This is a genomic window from Microbulbifer sp. CNSA002 (assembly GCF_047324085.1).
Lineage (GTDB): Bacteria > Pseudomonadota > Gammaproteobacteria > Pseudomonadales > Cellvibrionaceae > Microbulbifer.
The window spans coordinates 2,850,499-2,868,334 of record NZ_CP172449.1 but is presented as its reverse complement, the minus strand read 5'-3'; the positions used below and the strand labels follow the sequence as shown (position 1 = coordinate 2,868,334).

The window sequence follows — 17,836 nt, the reverse complement described above, 5'->3', positions numbered from 1 at the left end:
CCCCAATAGGCGAGTGCGGCCCTCGGCTATTGCTGTTACCTATCTGTGATATAGGAGTGAACGTATGTGGCTCACTGCTAGTGTCTGGCAGTACCTCTTTGAGAAGGGGAGGGGATTGAGTGTGAGGAGTGGGTCTTACGCTTGGATTCCATTCATTGGTAAGGGCTCTCAACTCATTGCTTGTTAAGGCTAAGCCCAATTTTGATACCCCCTGACTTTGGCCCTTTGTTCATCAATCAATTAAGCGCTTGCAGACTTGGTGTGCCGCCACAAGGAGATGCGTCACCTGAGACTGTCAGTATAGTCCACGGTGGTTTGAGGCGTCGGGCAATGCTGAACTCCAGAGCCAGCAGGGGCTCTGGGTTGATTTATTCGCTGCTATTAGGAAGGGGGAATTCGGAGGCGGCGGTTCAGCCTTTATCGAACCTCAAGGTCCAGGTTGTATTGAGCAACCACACGACCTATGTAGCCCAGTTTTAGAAACGTCGCACTAATCACCATACAGATATGTCCTGCGACCTGCGCGGGAATTGAAAATAAGTGCGATAGGGGATAGCAGATAACAATCGTCAGAATAAGCAGGGGAACTGACAGAAGCAGCGTAAAGTTACCGGCTTTTAGTAGTAGCTTGAAACGCTCACGCAGTAAGGGGTTTTCCGTATTCAGCATATCGGCCTCAGGTTCAAACGGCGTCAATCTATCTTTAGCAACTGCTATGCCAAATATAAACGCCAATAAAAACAACGGGTTACGGCTTATTCTTGGTGTTTATGTGTCAAATTGACCTTTATGGTTGCTGTGTCATAATGACTCTTAAAGGTCTTTTGGACTGATTTGGCTATGGTAGATACCAACGCAACCTTACTGCTCGAAGTGGCTCTGGACCTGGCTAATAGCCTTAACAACAGCGATCGTTTTGAGCGTCTGCTCTCTACTATCCGCAAGGCGATCAAGTGCGATGCTGTTGCCTTGCTTGGGCTCAATGGCGCTACACTCACCCCTCTCGCAGTTCAGGGGCTTGCCCGAAGGACTCTGGGGCGGCGATTCCTGATTGATGAGCATCCACGGCTAGCGCAAATCTGCGCCTCGGAACACCCGGTCCGCTTCCCTTCTGACTGTCAGCTACCAGATCCCTTCGATGGTCTGCTGTTGGATAGGGAAGGGGATCTTCCTGTGCACTCTTGTATGGGCTTGCCTCTCTATTCAGATAACCACCTGATTGGTCTGGTGACAGTGGATAGCATGACAGCAGATGCCTATGCCCGAATCAGTGATCGAACCCTTGAACTGATAGCCGCGCTGTCTGCGGCCACTTTACGCACAGCTTTAGAGCTAAAGGCCCTGTCACACTCCGCTGAGCATGCTGAGCAATTGGTGAAAGACCTAACCCAGCAGGCACTGGAGCGGGATGGAGGTGAATTAATTGGTGAGAGCGCGGAAATGCAGTCCCTGCGCAGTGAGATAGAGCTGGTGGCTGGGTCGGACTACAACGTGCTGATTCTCGGTGAAACGGGGGTGGGGAAAGAGCTGGTGGCCCGTACCGTCCACAGGTTGTCGACTCGCAAGGAGAAGCCCTTAGTCTATTTGAACTGCGCTTCCCTGACTGAAACCCTGGCGGAAGCTGAACTTTTTGGCCATTCAAAAGGGGCCTTCACCGGCGCAGATCGCGAGAGGCCCGGTAAATTTTTACTGGCGAACGGCGGCACTATTTTCCTGGATGAGGTTGGCGAGTTACCGCTTGTGGTGCAGAGCAAATTGTTGCGTGTATTGCAAAGTGGTGAGATTCAGCCGGTAGGTAAGGACACGGTGCAGCATGTAGATGTTCGTATTGTAGCGGCGACTAATAGGGATTTACGCAAGGGGATTGAAAACGGTACTTTCCGAGCTGATCTCTACCACCGCCTCTCTGTATATCCCCTTGAAGTCCCACCGCTATGTCGGAGGGGTAATGATGTTCTGCTGTTGGCAGACTACTTCTTGGAGCGCTCCCGCAGGAAGCTGGGTTTTCGTCAGTTGCGTCTCAGTACAGAGGCCACCAACAAGCTACAGCGATACGCTTGGCCGGGTAATGTTCGCGAGCTGGAACATATTATCAGCCGCGCAGCCCTTAGGGCCCGCAAAGGTAGCTCTCCAGAAGCTATTGTTGCCATTACTGCAGCACAAATTGAAATTCCCGATGACCTGGTTATTCAGAAGCCTCCGCAGAAACCGGTAGAGTCGCTGACTGAGGCTATTGATTTAAGGAGGGAAACGGAAAACTATCAGCGCGAACTAATTGGGCGTGCCCTGGCTGAGACCGATGGGAACTGGAGTAAAGCGGCCAAATTACTATCCGTAGACCGAGGGAACTTGGTGCGTCTCGCTAAAAGATTGGGTGTTTACATCAAGAAAGAGGTTGTTCGAGGTAAGTAATCTATATTAAGCAAGGAGTTGCAATGTTGATTAGCGATAAAGGATTACGGTTTTCGCTGGTTGTAGGGGTAATTTCCCTGACTATCGGCTTACTGGCATTTGCGTATAACTGGAAAATTATTGGTGGGGGTTGGCCGTATTTCGGTACATTTTTATTTCCAGGCAATCTTGTACTGTCATTCTTCTCTGAAGAAATAGATTTCTGGCCAAAGTTTGCACTTCAGATGAGTGGCCAGTTTCTGGTTCCCTTTTTGCTGGCACGTAGCCTTATTAGTTTTAGACGCTGGTGGAAGTGATAAGGGGTATTACGATTTGCATGTGATATTACTCCAAGTATTTGATAGAAGGCTAGAGCTGTAAATACTTATACTTGCGATCTTGTATAAAAATAATTAAATCGCTAGCCACAATAAATATGCAAAAAATGTTTCTTGGCTATCAGGTTGATTCTCGGCAATATTATAAATGACTTTGGTTCTAATGTTATTGAACTCTTCTGGAGTTGCTTCATATTTAAAGTGTTTTGCTGTCTGGATAGCAGATTCTTCAAAGAAACCCGAGGGCTTACTTTTAATAACTCGGGGGTCTATCGGATCGCCGTTTTTATTAATGTCATACTCAACAATTACGTAGCCTTCCATCTGCTTTTCCAGCGCTTCTTGCGGGTATATTGGCAGTGATTTGTAAACAGGAACAGGCCCGCCTTTCTCTCTTGCCATTTCCCTGTCTTCAATGCTGGATTTATAAAAGTCAATGCACTGGGGGCATTCGTCGTAAGAGCTGCAATTTTTGCTTGTTGGAGAATCAGTACAACTGCAAAGAAGAAAAATAATAGATATCAGGGCTAATTTGTTCAAAACTTTTGATCTTCTTTACACTTATTGAAATGGCAAGTGTAACACCCTATAGATTTTCTCTGTAGCTGTTAAATAGCAAGTAATCTATCCGGTATCTAGCGGAGTTAACGGAAAGACTGTATTGCTGAATTAGTACGGTTAACTAGAAAAACCGTATATCAAACCGGCTCATTTCCTCATCACTCTCAACCCATTAAAAACCACGAGCAGGCTAGTCCCCATATCGGCAAAAACAGCCATCCACATGGTTGCCTCTCCGGCAAAAGCAAGCACCAGAAAAACCGCTTTAATACCCAACGCCAAGATAATGTTCTGCCAAAGAATGTGGGCCGTTGAACGAGATAGTTGGATAAAGGTGGCGATCTTGCCCAGATTGTCGTCCATCAGGGCCACATCAGCGGTTTCTATCGCTGTGTCGGTTCCCGTTGCTCCCATCGCAAACCCAATATCAGCACGTGCCAAGGCGGGGGCATCGTTAATGCCATCGCCAACCATGCCAACCTGGCCTTTTCCAGATAGAGCCTCCACCTCTCTGAGCTTGTCTTCCGGCAGTAGGTTGCCTTCAGCCCGATCGATGCCGACTTGTTTGGCAATCGCATCTGCAGTGTGTTGGTTGTCCCCGGAAAGCATCAGTGTTTTCACGCCCAGCTTGTGAAGGCTCTCAATGGCGTTTTGGCTCGATTCCTTCACGGTATCGGCGACAGCAAATATCGCCAGTACGAAGTTCTCCCGGGTCAGCATCACAACAGTTTTCCCTTCTTCCTCAAGGGTTCCCAATTGGCGCTCCAGTTCGGCGGAGCAAATGCCCAATTCTTCAATAAGCCGGTGGTTACCCAGGTAGCACTGATCCCCCTGAATTCTGCCCCTGACGCCGCGCCCGGCCAGGGCTTCAAAAGTATCCACTTCTTGTAGGCGTTCGTGGGGAATCTGAGCAAACTCCAGTACGGCCCTGGATACCGGATGATCGGAACGTTCGGCTAGGCTCGCCGCCAGGGTTTGTACCTCTTCCGCGGGCATTGGCGCTAACACTTTAAAATCCGTGACGGTTGGCAGGCCATGGGTGATGGTTCCAGTTTTATCCAATGCCAACCAGCGAAGGTGGCGCCCCTGCTCAAGGTAGGCCCCGCCTTTGACAAGGATTCCGTGGCGGGTGGCCGATGCCAAGCCGCTTACGATGGTGACAGGAGTTGCAATCACCAGTGCGCAGGGGCAGGCGATTACCAGTAATACGAGTGCGCGATAGATCCATTCCATCCAGCTGCCGGCAAAAAGCAGCGGCGGTATTACCGCAGTAGCCAGTGCCACTGCAAATACCAGGGGCGTATACCAGCGGGCGAATTGGTCGACAAAGCGCTGGGTTGGTGCGCGACTACCTTGTGCGGCTTCCACCGCATGAATGATTCGGGCGAGCAGATTATCGTTGGCAGCTGCCGTAGATTGGTATTCGAGTGCCCCGGATTCGTTGATACTGCCGGCGAAAAGTTCATCTCCAGGGCCTTTGTCTACCGGAAGGCTCTCCCCGGTAATTGGGGCCTGGTTTACTGCTGAATTGCCGCGTATTACCTCCCCATCAAGAGCGATACGTTCGCCGGGGCGCACCCGGATGGTGGTGCCAACCGGAACAGTCTTGGCTGACATGGAAACCCACTCGCCATCTGGCCCTTGTACGGTGGCGGTTTCCGGGGCCAGGTCCATTAACTCCCGAATCGCATTGCGGGCACGATCTAGGGATTTGGCTTCAATTAATTCTGCCAGGGTGAATAACACCATCACCATTGCCGCTTCGGGCCAGTGACCGATAAGCAGGGCGCCGGTGACCGCGATGGACATCAGCGCGTTCATATTCAGGTTGCGATTACTGAGCGCAATCCAGCCCTTTTTGTAGGTCGTGAGTCCACCGCCAGCGATAGCGGCCAGGGCCAGTATCATTACCAGCCAATTGTTCCCCCCCTGTAACCAGAATACGACCTCGGAGGCAATCGCCGCCAAACCGGCAGCGCCCAATAACCACCAGTTTGCATGGGTGGCAGGTGGCGCGGAATCGATGTCATCTTCCGTGGCCAGGCGTGCGTCCAGGTCAAGAGGGGTTAGGGTGTTGAGGATCTTGCTCTCCATACCTGGCGCGTGGCGCACCTGTAGGATTCGCTGCACCAGATTAAAGTCCAGCTGGTAAATTCCCTGCATGCCAGAGAGCTTGGCGCGTATCAACCCCTCTTCAGTGGGGCAGTCCATCTTGCTGATGGAGAACAGGGACAGGTCACCTTTGTCGCTGTTGTTATTGGTGTTTTGAATCGGCGTCATGGTTGCGGCTTGGGTTGCCCCGCTGCAGCCACAGCTGGAATCGCGCTTGACCATTATTCACTCTCGGATAGATCAGTCAGTGAGCCAGTATTACAATCCCTCTAGTAACTATAGAGTCAAGAGGGAGTGGCATGGCTTACAAGATTGGTGAAGCTGCCAGGAGAGTAGGCTGCAAAGTGGAAACGGTTCGTTACTACGAGCAGGCAGGGCTACTGCCAGAGCCCGCTCGCTCAGAGGGTAATTTCCGGCTTTACTCAGAGTCTCACCTGGAACAACTGCGTTTTATTCGCCACTGTCGTTCTCTGGATATCCCCCTCGAGGATATTCGCAACCTGTTGAGATTAAAAGAGGCTCCATCGCAAAGCTGCACTGATATTGATAGCGTGGTTGATGATCAAATTCAAAGAGTCGAAAAACAACTGGAATCGCTCAAGCAGTTGCGAAAAAGCTTGGTAGATTTACGCAATCGATGTGAGGGTGGCCAGGCAATTAATGCCTGTGACATTATGCGGGAGCTGACAGATTGTAGCTGTCATGGCCATCAGGCAAATAATAATGAGTGTTAGTCGTAAATTTTGGGCCTTGTTTTGAGTAAGTGGCGTATAACTTTTATCGTATTATTTTGTATTGGTTTGTTGTTGGCCGTATGGGCATTTATCGTTGAGCCTGCAAGTTTCCGAATTAATGAAGATGATATTGTCGTAGATGCCTGGCCAAAGGAATGTAACGGGCTAAGGGTCGCGATACTTGCTGACCTGCATGTAGGTTCCCCTTACAAGGGGCGGAAGAGCTTACAAAACCTGGTTGAAGCTGTTAATAAAAGCCAGCCCGACCTTATTCTCCTACCCGGTGATTTTGTTATTCAGGGGGTTGTTGGAGGTAAATTCGTTCCGCCGGAGGATGCAGCGGGAATCCTTAAAGAACTCAAGGCCCCGATGGGGGTGTTTGCCGTATTGGGAAATCATGATTGGTGGCTTGATGCAGCGCGGGTTGAGCAATCCCTTGAAAACCAGGGAATTTCAGTGCTTGAGGATAAGTCAGTAAGTCTGGTTAGTAGCGAATGTAAATTACGACTAGTGGGAATCAGTGATTTTTGGGAGGGGCCTCACGATGTTAAAAAAGCAATGCAAGGGATAGATGAAGGTGAGACGATATTGGCCTTCACTCATAATCCGGATATTTTCCCCGAACTGCCTGCGGAGCTGTCATTAACTATCGCCGGGCATACTCACGGGGGCCAGGTCTACTTGCCGTTTATTGGGCGGCCGATAGTACCTTCAAGTTACGGGCAGCGTTTTGCTGTTGGGCATATTGTTGAAGGTGATAAACACCTCTATGTAAGCCCTGGGGTAGGGACCAGTATTTTGCCAGTACGTTTCCTGGTGCCACCAGAAGTAACTGTATTATCCATATTTGCTCCTTGAGGCATGATCCCTCAATGATGGATTTGGGTAGGTGGTTTGGTAGGAATGGAGCGGGGACCTTCACATATAATTCCAGCCCAGATAAGAAATAACGGGTTGATACGATGATAACCGTCAAACGAAAAGTACTGTTCGGGGATTGTGATCCCGAGGGAATCGTATACACCCCAAGGTTCTCATCTTTTGCACTTGAGGCAACCCATGATGCAATGGCTGTTCTGCTTGAAGGGCCTGCTATCGCCAGAATGAAACAACTGGGTTTTCTTACACCTGTAAGAGCTTTTAACCTGGAGTTTCTATCCCCAGTAACCTGGGATCAAGAATTAAGTATCCAGGTTTCTGTTGCGGATATTGGTAATCACTCTTTTACGTTTCAAACGAAAGGCTTCTTGGAAAGTGGGATACTAGCGTTCACCGCTAATATTACCTATGTCACCCTGTCATCCCCTGAAAAGGAGAAGACCCCATTGCCTGGCTATCTTAGAGAAGCCCTGCTGCGCGTCAGTTAGCTGCTAATTCATCGGCAAGTTATTAGAGTAGGGTGCTTCCTAATTATCTTTTTGAAAGACCGTTGTCGGAATTCCCTTAGCACCAGCGTAAAAAATGATGAGTGTCGCAGGCTTGTCGCCTTCATTGCGCCCAAAATGCCACATATCGGTGACTTCAACGTAGGCTTTTCCCTCATCCAAAGTTAGGCTTTTATCCTGGTCAACGAGGGTAACTTTTAAAGTGCCTTCGGCAACATAGACGCTATTAGGTACGGGGTGTTTGTGCACTGGTAGCCGTGCGCCGGGCTCGATTGTCACACGCACCACAGAGAGCTCTGGCTGCCCCTCTGGATATTGGGGGAGGGTATCTCCGGCCCAATCCTTGGTCGATTCTACCAGTGTGTCAAATTTTACCCCCTGCATATTTTCCTGTAGATAACTCGCCAATGGGAGCAGTAGCAGTAATACTAGGGTAGCTATAGGCTTCCAGGTGTTCATGGGGCGACTCCTTATCGCTCTAAGTAAGCAGCCGTCGCCATGCCGCCGGCAGTGCAGACACCAATAATTGCCCGATGGGTGTCGCGCCGGCCCAGTTCTAACAGGGTTGAACCCAGATAGCGGATGCCCGACATACCGTAGGGGTGGCCGAGCGCAATAGCACCGCCATTAACATTGGTAATGTCCCAAGGGGTTTTGAGTTCAGCCTGGTTGTATAGAGTGGTTACGGCAAAAGCTTCATGTAGCTCCCAAAGGTCAATCATATCCTGGGTGAGTTGGTGGCGCTTCATAAGGCGACTGACCGCTGGCGCTACCGCAATACTCATCTCTTTTGGCGCTACCGCTCCCAGCTGCATACCGCGAAACAGCCCCAGAATAGGCAGGTTTCTCTGCGCTGCCAGTTCAGCATCCATCATGACGACCGCTGCGGCCCCATCGGATAATTGGGACGCATTACCGGGAGTTATCGTCCCCCCTGTGTTTACGGGCTCCAGCGCAGACAGGGCTTCCATGGTTGTGCCGGGGCGGGGGCCTTCATCTTCTGACAAGGTGACTTTCATGCGATTGGTTTCGCCACTCTCCTTATCTTTCACTGCCATTACCGTATCAAACGGCGTGATTTCCTCGGCAAACTTTCCGGCCTTTTGAGCTTCAGCAACACGCTTTTGTGACTCAACCACATAGCGATCCTGATCTTCGCGACTGATGTTGTATTGATCGGCGACATAGTCGGCCGTTTGGATCATGGTCCACCAAACTGCCGGCACTTTCTTTTGTAGGGGCTCATAGACAAAATGGTTCAGGTTCAAGTTGAACTGCACTAGGCTGATACTCTCGACGCCACCGGCCACCCCAATTTGCATTTCGCCTGCGGCAATACGATTGGCCACAATAGAAGCCGCGTTAAGGCCAGAGCCGCAGTAGCGATTTATAGTAAACCCCGGCACTTGAGACCCAAAGCCGGCAAATAGTGCCGCGTTGCGCGCGACATTGTGCCCGGTAGCCCCCTCGGGTAAGCCGCACCCCAACACAACGTCTTCCACTTCCTGTGGCGTTAAACCCGCCTTATAAACCACCTCCCTCAGGACATGGGCAGCCATAGAAATACCGTGAGTTTCATTCAGCGCACCCCGCCTGGCTTTGGCGATGGCAGTTCGGCAATAGGCAACAACGGCGACATCTCTCATGGGTGTAGCTCACACGATCGGGGAGGGGATGTGTTTACATTAGATCAGATAGAGGGGCTTGCAGGAGGGAGGTGAGTTTGGAGTTGCTTTCAAGCGTAACCGCTCCAAGGGGAGGGGTTGTTTTGGGCTAGATTCTCCTCAATTTTGGCAGCTAACACGTTGAGGGAGTCTGTAGTACCCATGATAATCTGCCATTCACAAAATAATGGTATGGCATCACAGTATTCTTCATGCGGAAACTTCCCTCGACTAACTTGCTGGTAACCTTTGATGCGGCTGCTCGGCACTTAAGCTTCAAGGACGCTGCACAAGAGCTTCATGTAACACCTTCCGCTGTTGGGCACCAGATACGAACGCTGGAGGCGGAGTTGCAAACCAAGCTATTTATTCGTTTCAATCGAACTATTGAACTTACGGGTGTTGGTAGGGAATACCATCTGAAAATTGCCAAGGCACTGGAAGTGATTCGACGGGCAACTTTGGATTTACTTGCGCGGGATCAAAATAAAACACTTACCATCCACAGTATTCCATTTCTGACCAATACAGTACTCGTCCCAAATATCAAATCCTTTAAAGCGCTATACCCCACAGTGTGTATTAGTATCGAGTCTCAAATCGCCCGCGCCAGCATAGATCCTGGCGAACTGCAGGTTGCTATACGTTATGACAAGGAGTTGAATGATGATTTGTGTTACCGGGAGGTCTCAAGGGTGCGAATTTCACCGGTTTGCGCGCCGGGTTACTTGAAGAGTGATCGAGCAAATCAGATCCAATTGTCTACAGATAAGCTAGGTTGGCAAAGATGGTCGGCAGATTGGGGCTTATCAGTTGAATTCAATGAGACGCTGACTTGTGATGGCTTACAACCCGTACTCGAGATGGCCGAGCAAGGGTTGGGAGTCGCAATGGGATACTTTCCCGCACTAACGCCTAAGGTCAGATCTGGAGAGCTTGAACTACTCTACCCTGAAAAATTCAGTGAGCTGTCTCCTTTGTATCTTGCCTTTAGCAAGTCATTGGAGGGTAACGAAATTATTGAAGGATTTGTTCGCTGGTTTATAGAAGTTGTCCATTCCCTAGAAGGTTAATCACCTAGCTTTATTTTCCCAGACAAGATTTTCTTGCCTGAGCCTAAGGAAAAACCCATTTGTCGCCGTGTTGTCACTTCCCTAGGATTATCTGATTGAGTATCTAAAGTAATCAGGTGGCCAGAGTATGATATCGGCAGTTATAGATGGCTTTGTGCCGAGTTTGCTTAAAAGTCAAACTCTTAAAGGGTACGCAGCTCACTCAAGAGATGGTATTCAGTTTATGGATTTGGGCTCTTGTGTGATTCGCTATCGAAAGATAGGGCGAGGCAGCCGTGTAATTGTATTTGAAGCAGATCCGCCAGTTGTCATTGAGCATTATGACTATCTTGTAAGCCAAGTTCCAAGTGATTTCACCGTTGTAATATTTGAACCACCTGGCTTTGGTTTTTCCATTCCTTCAACGAGTCTTGATTATAACTTTGCATCTTTGGTTAGCCTTACCGAGGTGTTTTTACAAAACCTTGCCCTTGGATGTGTGACGCTTGTTGCTCCATGCGTACTCGGCTTTGGAGCAATTGCACTTGCGTACAAGCGCCCAGATTTGCTTGACCACATAGTGCTATCTCAAGTACCGAGCTGGGGAGAAATGTTGAGATGGAAGGAGGGGAGAGATCCACGAGGATTGCTGAGCAAGCCAATTTTAAGTCAGCTGTTGCTAAAAGCTCTGAAACGTAAGCGAACACTTGCCTGGTTTGAAGCTGCGCTAGGGAGGAGTGAGCTGATCACACCGTTTAATGAATTGGCCCAACAAGCCTACCAACATGGAGCAACTTTTAATCTGGCGTCAGCTTTTCAACGATTATTAGTCGGCGAATCTCCTTTGCAGGGTACTCTTTTCTCCAAACCCTTAACAGTGAGAGCCTTATTTCTTTGGGGGGAGCGGGACCTTTCTCATAAATGTACTTGTAAGCATTCAAGTTTGAATATGATCCCGGAGGCCTCTCTACTACGCATAGCAGAAGCTGGACATTTCCCTGAGCTGGAGGCTCCGGATGTGGTGCTGGGTCCTCTCATAAATTTTGTATTAGACCAAGACATGGAGGTCTCAAGTAATGATTGAAGAATGTCGAATAGTAACTCAGGATGGCCTATCTCTCGGGGCAACGCTATTTTCACCAAAAGGTCCGCCTAAAGCGGGGGTAATCATAAATTCGGCTACTGCGGTCAAGCAGGGCTATTATGCTGAATTTGCAAAATTCCTGGCTAAGAATGGCTACTTGGTAGTGACCTATGACTATCGAGGTATAGGTAAGTCTGCGGTTGCCAATCAACGAGACTCCCGACTATCTATGAGCGCGTGGGGAGAGTACGATTTGGCCACTGTTATCGATTGGTCTACTAGCCAATACAAAACGCTAACCTGGCATTGTGTGGGGCATAGTGTAGGGGGCCAAATTATTGGCTTCGCAGATAACAATACCCAACTTGCTAGTGTCTACTGTGTATCCTCCCAAAGCGGGTATTGGGGTCACTGGGGATTGCGTCAGAGGCCCAAAATATTGTTTGCTTGGTTCGCTATGATACCGCTCTTATCAAATATTTTGGGGCAAGTTCCAGGCCTTTTCCTCGGAGGTGAAAGTTTACCCGCAGGTGTTGCCCGGCAGTGGGCCTACTGGGGGCGCCATAAAGATTATATTGTTGACCAGAGAGGTAGGCCCGTACGAGATGGCTTCTCCCGTCTAGAGTGCAATATGAAGTTTCTATACATAGATGATGATATAGATTTTGCTCCACTGCAGGCTGTGAAGGCTCTCAAGGCGTTCTATTGTAATGCAAATACTGAAATACAGATTGTGAATGCTAAAGCCGTGGATACAAAGCCAATAGGTCATTTTGGTTTCTTCAAGGCGCGCTACGAAGATAGTTTGTGGAGGGACACTTTAGGTTGGTTGAATGCTGCGGCTTGAGCATCTAGGGGGGCCATTTCTATTTTGAATTGGAAGTCGCCCCACTCGTCATACTATTTACTCTTCTGTATCAAGTCCTGCTGGTTAGTCTTAGGTGTTCTTCTTAGAGTGGGTTTTGATGACTGAAAAACCTAAATTTTCGAAGGAAAATACAGTGCGTGCGGGACAATATAGGCATAGATGCCGGCTGAAAGCTTATAAACACCTATTCACAGCGCATTTTGAGACCACTGTATTCTCCCGTCCTTTTCAGTTGCGAAAGAGTTGCCGTTAATGGTCGTCAAGAATCTAAAGAAAGTTATTGCCGTACTTTTGACTGCACTCTATTGTGGCCAGCCCTCAAGCGGTATGGCTTATCGTGATAGGGCATTTATAGTTGAGAGCAGAAATGTAAATGAAACACCAGAATACTTAATGGAAATATGTCTTTCCAATAGCGTATTGCCTAGACCAACTGACTGGTGGTCAGGTGAAAATACATGTAATTACCATGGGGTTAATGCGGGCATATGTGCACCAGAAGGAATCTCCCAGTGGATTCTTACTATGAACGATACGAATAGGGCTAATGAAAGTAGCTCTAGTGTTGCGGTACATGGTAATTCAAAAATAAAAAACTACAGGCTTTTTGAACTTCATTCAAAATACAAGGGTGAAGATGTAAGGTGTCTTAAAAAATTTAAATATATGTGTCCTGCATATGTTATTTATTACACAGATGCCCAGCGAGAGGGAACGAAACTATCGGTGATGGACGGGAAGATTTATGACTCTACTGGTGAGCTTTTTGATACTAGTCGCGCACAACAGGCAGAAGATTATAATGGTAGAGCCGCTATCTATGTTATGGATAAGAATGGGAATATATATTCAAGTTATTTTTATCCAAAGCCAGTCTTTGCTCATTCGACGTTTCTGGCAGGAGATAGTGTTGCAGCAGCGGGTGAGATCGTAGCGGAGGGTGGGAAGATAGTTTTCGTTAACACCTGTTCTGGCCATTATCGGCCCACTCCAGTTGCCATTGATCAACTTCGTGCCCAGTTATTGTTGCTAGGATATACGGATATACGCTTTAGTACATTCAACTGAATGTAGATGGCGGTGAAGGTTGTTTAGCGTATGGTTTTATTTTTGTCTAACTATATTCGAGTATATCTGGAGTGCGGCGATGTGGTTTTTCTAGGCGATTTGCAAGTTTCTTAAACTATGTGAGCCTTGTTTTTGGCGTTTACAGCTATGATTTTTTTTGTGCATGCCTCGTGGTTATCTTGAATCGATTTTTATAGATGTTATGTGGCAATAGCGCTTTCTCATTCTATACTATCGGCAGTGATCTCCCCACTGGGAAGAGCCTGCAATGAAAAAAGTAAAACCTTTTCGTAAGCTTGGGGCTCAGGAGGCACTTTTTGTAGAGTTGACCGAAAAGTCAAACGGTGCGGTTCAACTGGCTGTCTTTTTCAGGGCATGTAAGTCTCTCGGCGTCGAAGAATTGCTAAAGGGAATGGAATACCTCCATAACCTGCACCCAATGCTCCGTTCTCGTATAGAAAAAAATCATCATGCTTATTGGTTCTGTGATGTAGCTTTTAAGGCGATACCTTTTGAAATAAAGCATGGTGCATTGCCTTTAAATTATCAGGAAGAGTTCAAGCGATTAGGAAGTAAAGTTCTTAAGCTAGATAAATATACTTATCGTTTCACGGTTTATGTGAATGAGGATGAAGAAGTAAAGTGGATTGCTTTTATGGTAAGCCATGCCGCCATGGATGGGCGCTCCTTATTACTCTTGGTTAGAGATTTGGATCGGTACTTGAGAGGGGGGGAGGAAGATAAATCCTCTGCTTCGATAATGCAAAAATCGGTGGTGGATTATGTTAGTTCCATAAAGCATCTTAAAAAAAGAAAGTCGGCAGTTGGTGACGAAAATGATGTTTCTTCAAAGTGGCCTGTAGAGCAGGCAGTAAACGCTTCCCTTCGAAAGGGATGTTCTATGTATCGTGTCCTCCCCAAAAAATTATGCTCCCATTTACATTTACTTTCAAAGCATGGGAATGTTCAGGTTACCTCTATTTATAATGCCATTGCTGTTATCGCTGCCCGGTCATTACCAGGTTTCCGCTCAACAACAGAGTTAATGTTACCTATAAATGCACAGTACTTGTGTAAACGCCAGATAGATCGAGATGTTATCGGGGAATGTACAACTGTATTAACTATATCCTTATCCTCAGATGAAACTAGTCTCGACTTGTTAGATCTCGCGCGTTTAATTCAAAGAAAAGTCTATTTGCAGTTGAGAAGTGGGCATTTTTTTAAACCTCCACTTGTGCCCGATTACAGCCTTGTTGAGATCGAACATTTGGCTAAAGATTCTAGTACTGCGAAAGATTACTTTCCATCTGGGATTTGCGTATCCAATGTAGGGGATATAGGTGAGTATACGGGCCCTTTGACGTTCTTTGACTTTGGTGTGGTTATGACCGTTCAAACACATGGAGAACACCCCATAATGCTAGTGACTTGTACAATAGATGGCGAAGGGGTGTTTGTTTTTGGATATTGCGAACCGCTAGTTAGCAAAGAAAGCGCTCTAAAGTATGTGGAAAAATATATGAAGACACTAAGAGAATTTTCCGAGAGCAGTGATATTTATACAAGTTAGCGATCGGCAAGGCATAACGCGAGTTTAATAAATAGGGTGTAGGTACAATTTCCATATTCAAGCAAGCGTCTATAGATTCTTACGCTCCACCGCCAATTTGAAGTAATTTAGGGCTACCAACCATCCTTGTGCGATAAAGCCCATAGGGTTTGATATAAACCGCAAGGAGAAGTAGCGAGATATTGGGTTGGGATTAGGTCTGGTGGAAAGGAAGTGCCGACAGTCGCTTACGCTGTATATCTGTTGGGGTAGAACTGGGGACAGGACTAATACTCTTGATCTAAAAGTGGTCAAAACTCAGCTTTCATATTATGACGTTCATATTTTTTGTAACAGGGAAACTGACGCCGGCAGGCAAGTAATTACTGCGCCAAAATCTTTGGTCAGCCCAACAGGAAATGAATCAATCGGAGGGCTAATGTTACATAGTGCTCTGCTCTGTAATGACCTGCCCGATGCATAAATGAAGGCATCATTATTACCTCTCAGGCAGGTTTGACCTCTATTTGCCAAAGGTAGTGACAGTTTGCCATCTACTTATCAAAATCATTCCCTGGGTGTTGGGTTAGCTCTTCTCGGCGGAGTGTTGATGGGGTGTCTTGGTATTGCCGGTAAGCTGGGTTCTGGTGTAGGCCTTAGTCCATTTCTACTATTGGCTGCACAGGTCATATTGCTTGCTCCATTGTCGGGTATGTTTCTTCTGATGCGACAAGGGGTGGCGGGGATAAGGCCGGTGAATCCCCAGATCCTTATCCTTCGCTCCATATCAGGTTTTGTCTATTTTGCTGCCTTCTATTGGGCGGTCAAGGGCATACCCATCGCAGATGCCCTGGTGCTGGAAAGCACGAATCCATTCTTTGCCATGTTGATGGCCCGAGTATTCCTCGGTCACCGGGTTAGTATCGCCACTATCTTTCTTGCGATACTGGCATTCTTGGGCGTATGCCTCATTTTGATCCAGCACAGTGTTCAGGGCATTTTCAATCCCTACTCACTCCTTGCGTTGCTGGCGGGAGTAGCGCGTGCAGCGGGTAGTATCACAACCGGCGTCGCAGGCCGGACCGAGCCACCTGAGCGCATCATGTTCTATTTCGCTGTTGGGATGTTGGTCTTTAGCTTATCTATTGTATTCTGGGAGGGGGCGAAGGTAGAGACATCGTCGCTATGGATTCTCGCGATTCCCGCACTGCTGTTTGTTCCACAGAATCTTGCTTACACGATCGCTAATCGTGTTGCACCTGCTTACCTCGTTGGGGCACTGTTTTACAGTGCGATCCTCGTCGGTGTGTTAGCTGATCGTTTTATGTTTGGCACAGAATTCGGTATCCGTGGTGTGATAGGCATGGGTATTACGGTTGCGGCTGGTCTCGGGTTGGCTTGGTTGCGGGCGAAAGAGCTCAAAGAGTAACTTGGTGCTCAGTACTCCAGCGTCAATCAAGTGCCTAAATACTCAAAAATCCGGTGGGTTAGGGAGCGGTTGTTTACTAGGTCACTTTTCTCAATGACAGAGGCCTCTCCAGAGCTTCAACTTGTTACCTTTTTTGCCTGGTAAATCGCCAAGTCAGCTATTAGACGATAGGAGTTTTCGGAGTAGCCGCCACTGGTTACGGTGACCATAGGCACATCCAGCGATTGAATCTGGTCAACCAGCCATTGGTCCCTTTTTCTGGCCCCATCGATACTGACCTGGAGCCCCCCCAGCTTATCCTGGGCAATAATGTCTGTGCCTGCATTGTAGATAACCAATTTAGGCAGCGGACTCTGCCTAATGAAGTCCGAAAATTCCGACTCCAACCGACTGAGGTAACCTTCAGTATCTGTTCCTTGCTTTAGGGGGACTAAAAATGGCCAGCGAGATTCCTGCTCATCGGGGTGCAAGCCGGGGTAGGCTTGCATATTGTACATATCAAAGATATGTATATTGGGGTCCTCCATGGCCCAGTCAGCAAACCCATTCCCTCTATGGGCATCAAGGTCAATTACCCAGATATTGTCATCTGGTGAGAGCAGGTGCTGTTTGCGGGCACGATTAATAGCAATGGCTACATCGGCGAAAGCACAGAACCCCTCACCGTGACCAGCAAATGCATGGTGATAACCTCCACCGAGATTTAAGGTAGAGGCTTTCTTGCTCAAGGCTTCCTGTACCGCCAAGCAAGTGCCTTCAGCTGCAAAGCGCATTGGCTTCATGAAATATTTATTTAATACGCCTGCGGGCAGCAAGCGCAGTAGCGGCATCTCTATAACGCGAGCCAGTGTTTTCGATTGATGCAAGCTATCTAAATAGGGTTGCGTATGTACAGATAACAGCCAGTCTTGACTAAGAGGCTCTGAAACAACTTTTAACTCAATGTTCGCTTCTGACTCGGCATTAATCAGTGCCAATGCTTTCTCATATTTACAGCCATCAAAAGGATGCAAGCTGGAAAGCAGCGGCAAGCTGATGTTGTAATTTGGCGAGTAGAATAGCGGTAGGCTCATGAGGTTATCTGGCTTCGAATTTGTAGTGTATAAGCTAACACATCATTGGGTGTCCACATATCAATATGATTACCGAAAAAGCGTAACTGGAAGAGAATACGGTGAATAGGGCTCGCTGCCCAGTCACTGATTTTGATTCCTCCTTTTCCAGGTGATGCGAACCCTGAGCCAGTCTCAAGTAGCCAGGCAACGACCGTCGAGCAATTCTGATCCTTCATATTGTAATGCTTCTGTTCGCCCTTGAAGTTTTCCCAGGCTTCAATCATTTTTGTTTCATTCAGCCCATCGATAAGAATGTTCTGATCCGCATCACCACCCTCGAGGCGCCTATCAACTCGATAACCACTTGGAAAGGAAGGGCTGTGCGATCGCCCGATTTTAAAGTCCTTTTTCCCTGCCGCTGAAGAAGGCCAGTAGCTGATATAGGTGTTATCAATGGTGATGGAAGCATGTCCGACATTCCCGGTCTTTTGCTTCCAGACATGAACAGTAATAGCCATCGCGATCTCCTTATTGCGTAGTGGC

18 protein-coding genes are annotated in these 17,836 nt (G+C 47.9%); 11 read left to right on the top strand and 7 right to left on the bottom strand.

Features of this window, described 5'->3' with window-relative positions; all coding sequences use genetic code 11:
* Positions 1–417 precede the first annotated feature (417 nt).
* On the bottom strand, positions 418–669 hold the full coding sequence (locus ACG1BZ_RS12755) for a hypothetical protein (RefSeq protein ID WP_413662140.1): 252 nt from the start codon (positions 667–669) through the stop codon (positions 418–420).
* Positions 670–840: 171 nt separating this feature from the next.
* On the opposite strand from ACG1BZ_RS12755, the gene norR reads away from it, so the two are divergent.
* Together norR and ACG1BZ_RS12745 are read left to right on the top strand one after the other, a co-directional pair.
* The gene (gene norR, locus ACG1BZ_RS12750) at positions 841–2,412 is read left to right on the top strand and encodes a nitric oxide reductase transcriptional regulator NorR (RefSeq protein WP_413662139.1); all 1,572 of its coding nucleotides are present in this window, start codon (positions 841–843) and stop codon (positions 2,410–2,412) included.
* A 23-nt stretch (positions 2,413–2,435) separates the two neighbouring features.
* Positions 2,436–2,708: a hypothetical protein gene (locus ACG1BZ_RS12745; RefSeq protein ID WP_413662138.1), complete on the top strand. Its 273-nt coding sequence runs from the start codon at positions 2,436–2,438 to the stop codon at positions 2,706–2,708.
* 96 nt (positions 2,709–2,804) lie between these two features.
* Here ACG1BZ_RS12745 and ACG1BZ_RS12740 read toward each other — a convergent pair whose 3' ends face one another.
* Positions 2,805–3,269: an energy transducer TonB gene (locus ACG1BZ_RS12740; RefSeq protein ID WP_413662137.1), complete on the bottom strand. Its 465-nt coding sequence runs from the start codon at positions 3,267–3,269 to the stop codon at positions 2,805–2,807.
* 168 nt (positions 3,270–3,437) lie between these two features.
* Positions 3,438–5,570, bottom strand: a complete 2,133-nt coding sequence (locus tag ACG1BZ_RS12735; protein ID WP_413665865.1) for a heavy metal translocating P-type ATPase — start codon at positions 5,568–5,570, stop codon at positions 3,438–3,440.
* Positions 5,571–5,701: 131 nt separating this feature from the next.
* Here ACG1BZ_RS12735 and cadR point away from each other — a divergent pair, with 131 nt between their 5' ends.
* The 3 genes from cadR to ACG1BZ_RS12720 all read left to right on the top strand — a co-directional run bounded on the left by cadR (position 5,702) and on the right by ACG1BZ_RS12720 (position 7,503).
* Positions 5,702–6,136, top strand: a complete 435-nt coding sequence (cadR, locus tag ACG1BZ_RS12730) for a Cd(II)/Pb(II)-responsive transcriptional regulator (RefSeq protein ID WP_413662136.1) — start codon at positions 5,702–5,704, stop codon at positions 6,134–6,136.
* Positions 6,137–6,157: 21 nt separating this feature from the next.
* Positions 6,158–6,994: a metallophosphoesterase gene (locus ACG1BZ_RS12725; RefSeq protein ID WP_413662135.1), complete on the top strand. Its 837-nt coding sequence runs from the start codon at positions 6,158–6,160 to the stop codon at positions 6,992–6,994.
* Between the two features lie 104 nt (positions 6,995–7,098).
* Positions 7,099–7,503, top strand: a complete 405-nt coding sequence (locus tag ACG1BZ_RS12720) for an acyl-CoA thioesterase (protein WP_413662134.1) — start codon at positions 7,099–7,101, stop codon at positions 7,501–7,503.
* Between the two features lie 39 nt (positions 7,504–7,542).
* Here ACG1BZ_RS12720 and ACG1BZ_RS12715 read toward each other — a convergent pair whose 3' ends face one another.
* Both ACG1BZ_RS12715 and ACG1BZ_RS12710 read right to left on the bottom strand, forming a co-directional pair.
* A complete protein-coding gene (locus tag ACG1BZ_RS12715; RefSeq protein ID WP_413662133.1) occupies positions 7,543–7,980 on the bottom strand; it encodes a cupin domain-containing protein in 438 nt (145 codons plus the stop codon).
* 11 nt (positions 7,981–7,991) lie between these two features.
* Positions 7,992–9,167 (bottom strand): thiolase family protein, encoded by a 1,176-nt coding sequence (locus tag ACG1BZ_RS12710; RefSeq protein WP_413662132.1) that lies wholly within the window; start codon positions 9,165–9,167, stop codon positions 7,992–7,994.
* A gap of 230 nt (positions 9,168–9,397) precedes the next feature.
* On the opposite strand from ACG1BZ_RS12710, the gene ACG1BZ_RS12705 reads away from it, so the two are divergent.
* The 6 genes from ACG1BZ_RS12705 to ACG1BZ_RS12680 all read left to right on the top strand — a co-directional run bounded on the left by ACG1BZ_RS12705 (position 9,398) and on the right by ACG1BZ_RS12680 (position 16,238).
* Positions 9,398–10,258, top strand: a complete 861-nt coding sequence (locus ACG1BZ_RS12705; protein ID WP_413662131.1) for a LysR family transcriptional regulator — start codon at positions 9,398–9,400, stop codon at positions 10,256–10,258.
* 127 nt (positions 10,259–10,385) lie between these two features.
* Entirely contained in the window at positions 10,386–11,321 is a 936-nt protein-coding gene (locus ACG1BZ_RS12700) for an alpha/beta fold hydrolase (protein ID WP_413662130.1), read from the top strand.
* On the top strand, positions 11,314–12,168 hold the full coding sequence (locus ACG1BZ_RS12695; protein ID WP_413662129.1) for an alpha/beta fold hydrolase: 855 nt from the start codon (positions 11,314–11,316) through the stop codon (positions 12,166–12,168). Before ACG1BZ_RS12700 ends, ACG1BZ_RS12695 begins: the two co-directional genes overlap by 8 nt.
* A 273-nt stretch (positions 12,169–12,441) precedes the next feature.
* A complete protein-coding gene (locus ACG1BZ_RS12690; RefSeq protein ID WP_413662128.1) occupies positions 12,442–13,257 on the top strand; it encodes a hypothetical protein in 816 nt (271 codons plus the stop codon).
* 268 nt (positions 13,258–13,525) lie between these two features.
* On the top strand, positions 13,526–14,830 hold the full coding sequence (locus ACG1BZ_RS12685) for a hypothetical protein (RefSeq protein ID WP_413662127.1): 1,305 nt from the start codon (positions 13,526–13,528) through the stop codon (positions 14,828–14,830).
* Positions 14,831–15,356: 526 nt separating this feature from the next.
* Complete coding sequence (locus ACG1BZ_RS12680) at positions 15,357–16,238, top strand: DMT family transporter (protein ID WP_413662126.1); 882 nt, start codon at positions 15,357–15,359, stop codon at positions 16,236–16,238.
* 116 nt (positions 16,239–16,354) lie between these two features.
* Here the strand turns inward: ACG1BZ_RS12680 and ACG1BZ_RS12675 are convergent, their stop codons facing one another.
* A complete protein-coding gene (locus ACG1BZ_RS12675; protein ID WP_413662125.1) occupies positions 16,355–17,311 on the bottom strand; it encodes a histone deacetylase in 957 nt (318 codons plus the stop codon).
* A complete protein-coding gene (locus tag ACG1BZ_RS12670) occupies positions 17,308–17,811 on the bottom strand; it encodes a hypothetical protein (protein WP_413662124.1) in 504 nt (167 codons plus the stop codon). Before ACG1BZ_RS12670 ends, ACG1BZ_RS12675 begins: the two co-directional genes overlap by 4 nt.
* Positions 17,812–17,836 lie beyond the last annotated feature (25 nt).

Coding starts and splice junctions, on each gene's coding strand:
- ACG1BZ_RS12755 (WP_413662140.1), bottom strand. CDS start 669: ATGCTGAATACGGAAAACCCCTTACTGCGTGAGCGTTTCAAGCTACTA.
- norR (WP_413662139.1), top strand. CDS start 841: ATGGTAGATACCAACGCAACCTTACTGCTCGAAGTGGCTCTGGACCTG.
- ACG1BZ_RS12745 (WP_413662138.1), top strand. CDS start 2,436: ATGTTGATTAGCGATAAAGGATTACGGTTTTCGCTGGTTGTAGGGGTA.
- ACG1BZ_RS12735 (WP_413665865.1), bottom strand. CDS start 5,570: ATGACGCCGATTCAAAACACCAATAACAACAGCGACAAAGGTGACCTG.
- cadR (WP_413662136.1), top strand. CDS start 5,702: ATGGCTTACAAGATTGGTGAAGCTGCCAGGAGAGTAGGCTGCAAAGTG.
- ACG1BZ_RS12720 (WP_413662134.1), top strand. CDS start 7,099: ATGATAACCGTCAAACGAAAAGTACTGTTCGGGGATTGTGATCCCGAG.
- ACG1BZ_RS12715 (WP_413662133.1), bottom strand. CDS start 7,980: ATGAACACCTGGAAGCCTATAGCTACCCTAGTATTACTGCTACTGCTC.
- ACG1BZ_RS12710 (WP_413662132.1), bottom strand. CDS start 9,167: ATGAGAGATGTCGCCGTTGTTGCCTATTGCCGAACTGCCATCGCCAAA.
- ACG1BZ_RS12705 (WP_413662131.1), top strand. CDS start 9,398: ATGCGGAAACTTCCCTCGACTAACTTGCTGGTAACCTTTGATGCGGCT.
- ACG1BZ_RS12700 (WP_413662130.1), top strand. CDS start 10,386: ATGATATCGGCAGTTATAGATGGCTTTGTGCCGAGTTTGCTTAAAAGT.
- ACG1BZ_RS12695 (WP_413662129.1), top strand. CDS start 11,314: ATGATTGAAGAATGTCGAATAGTAACTCAGGATGGCCTATCTCTCGGG.
- ACG1BZ_RS12690 (WP_413662128.1), top strand. CDS start 12,442: ATGGTCGTCAAGAATCTAAAGAAAGTTATTGCCGTACTTTTGACTGCA.
- ACG1BZ_RS12685 (WP_413662127.1), top strand. CDS start 13,526: ATGAAAAAAGTAAAACCTTTTCGTAAGCTTGGGGCTCAGGAGGCACTT.
- ACG1BZ_RS12675 (WP_413662125.1), bottom strand. CDS start 17,311: ATGAGCCTACCGCTATTCTACTCGCCAAATTACAACATCAGCTTGCCG.
- ACG1BZ_RS12670 (WP_413662124.1), bottom strand. CDS start 17,811: ATGGCTATTACTGTTCATGTCTGGAAGCAAAAGACCGGGAATGTCGGA.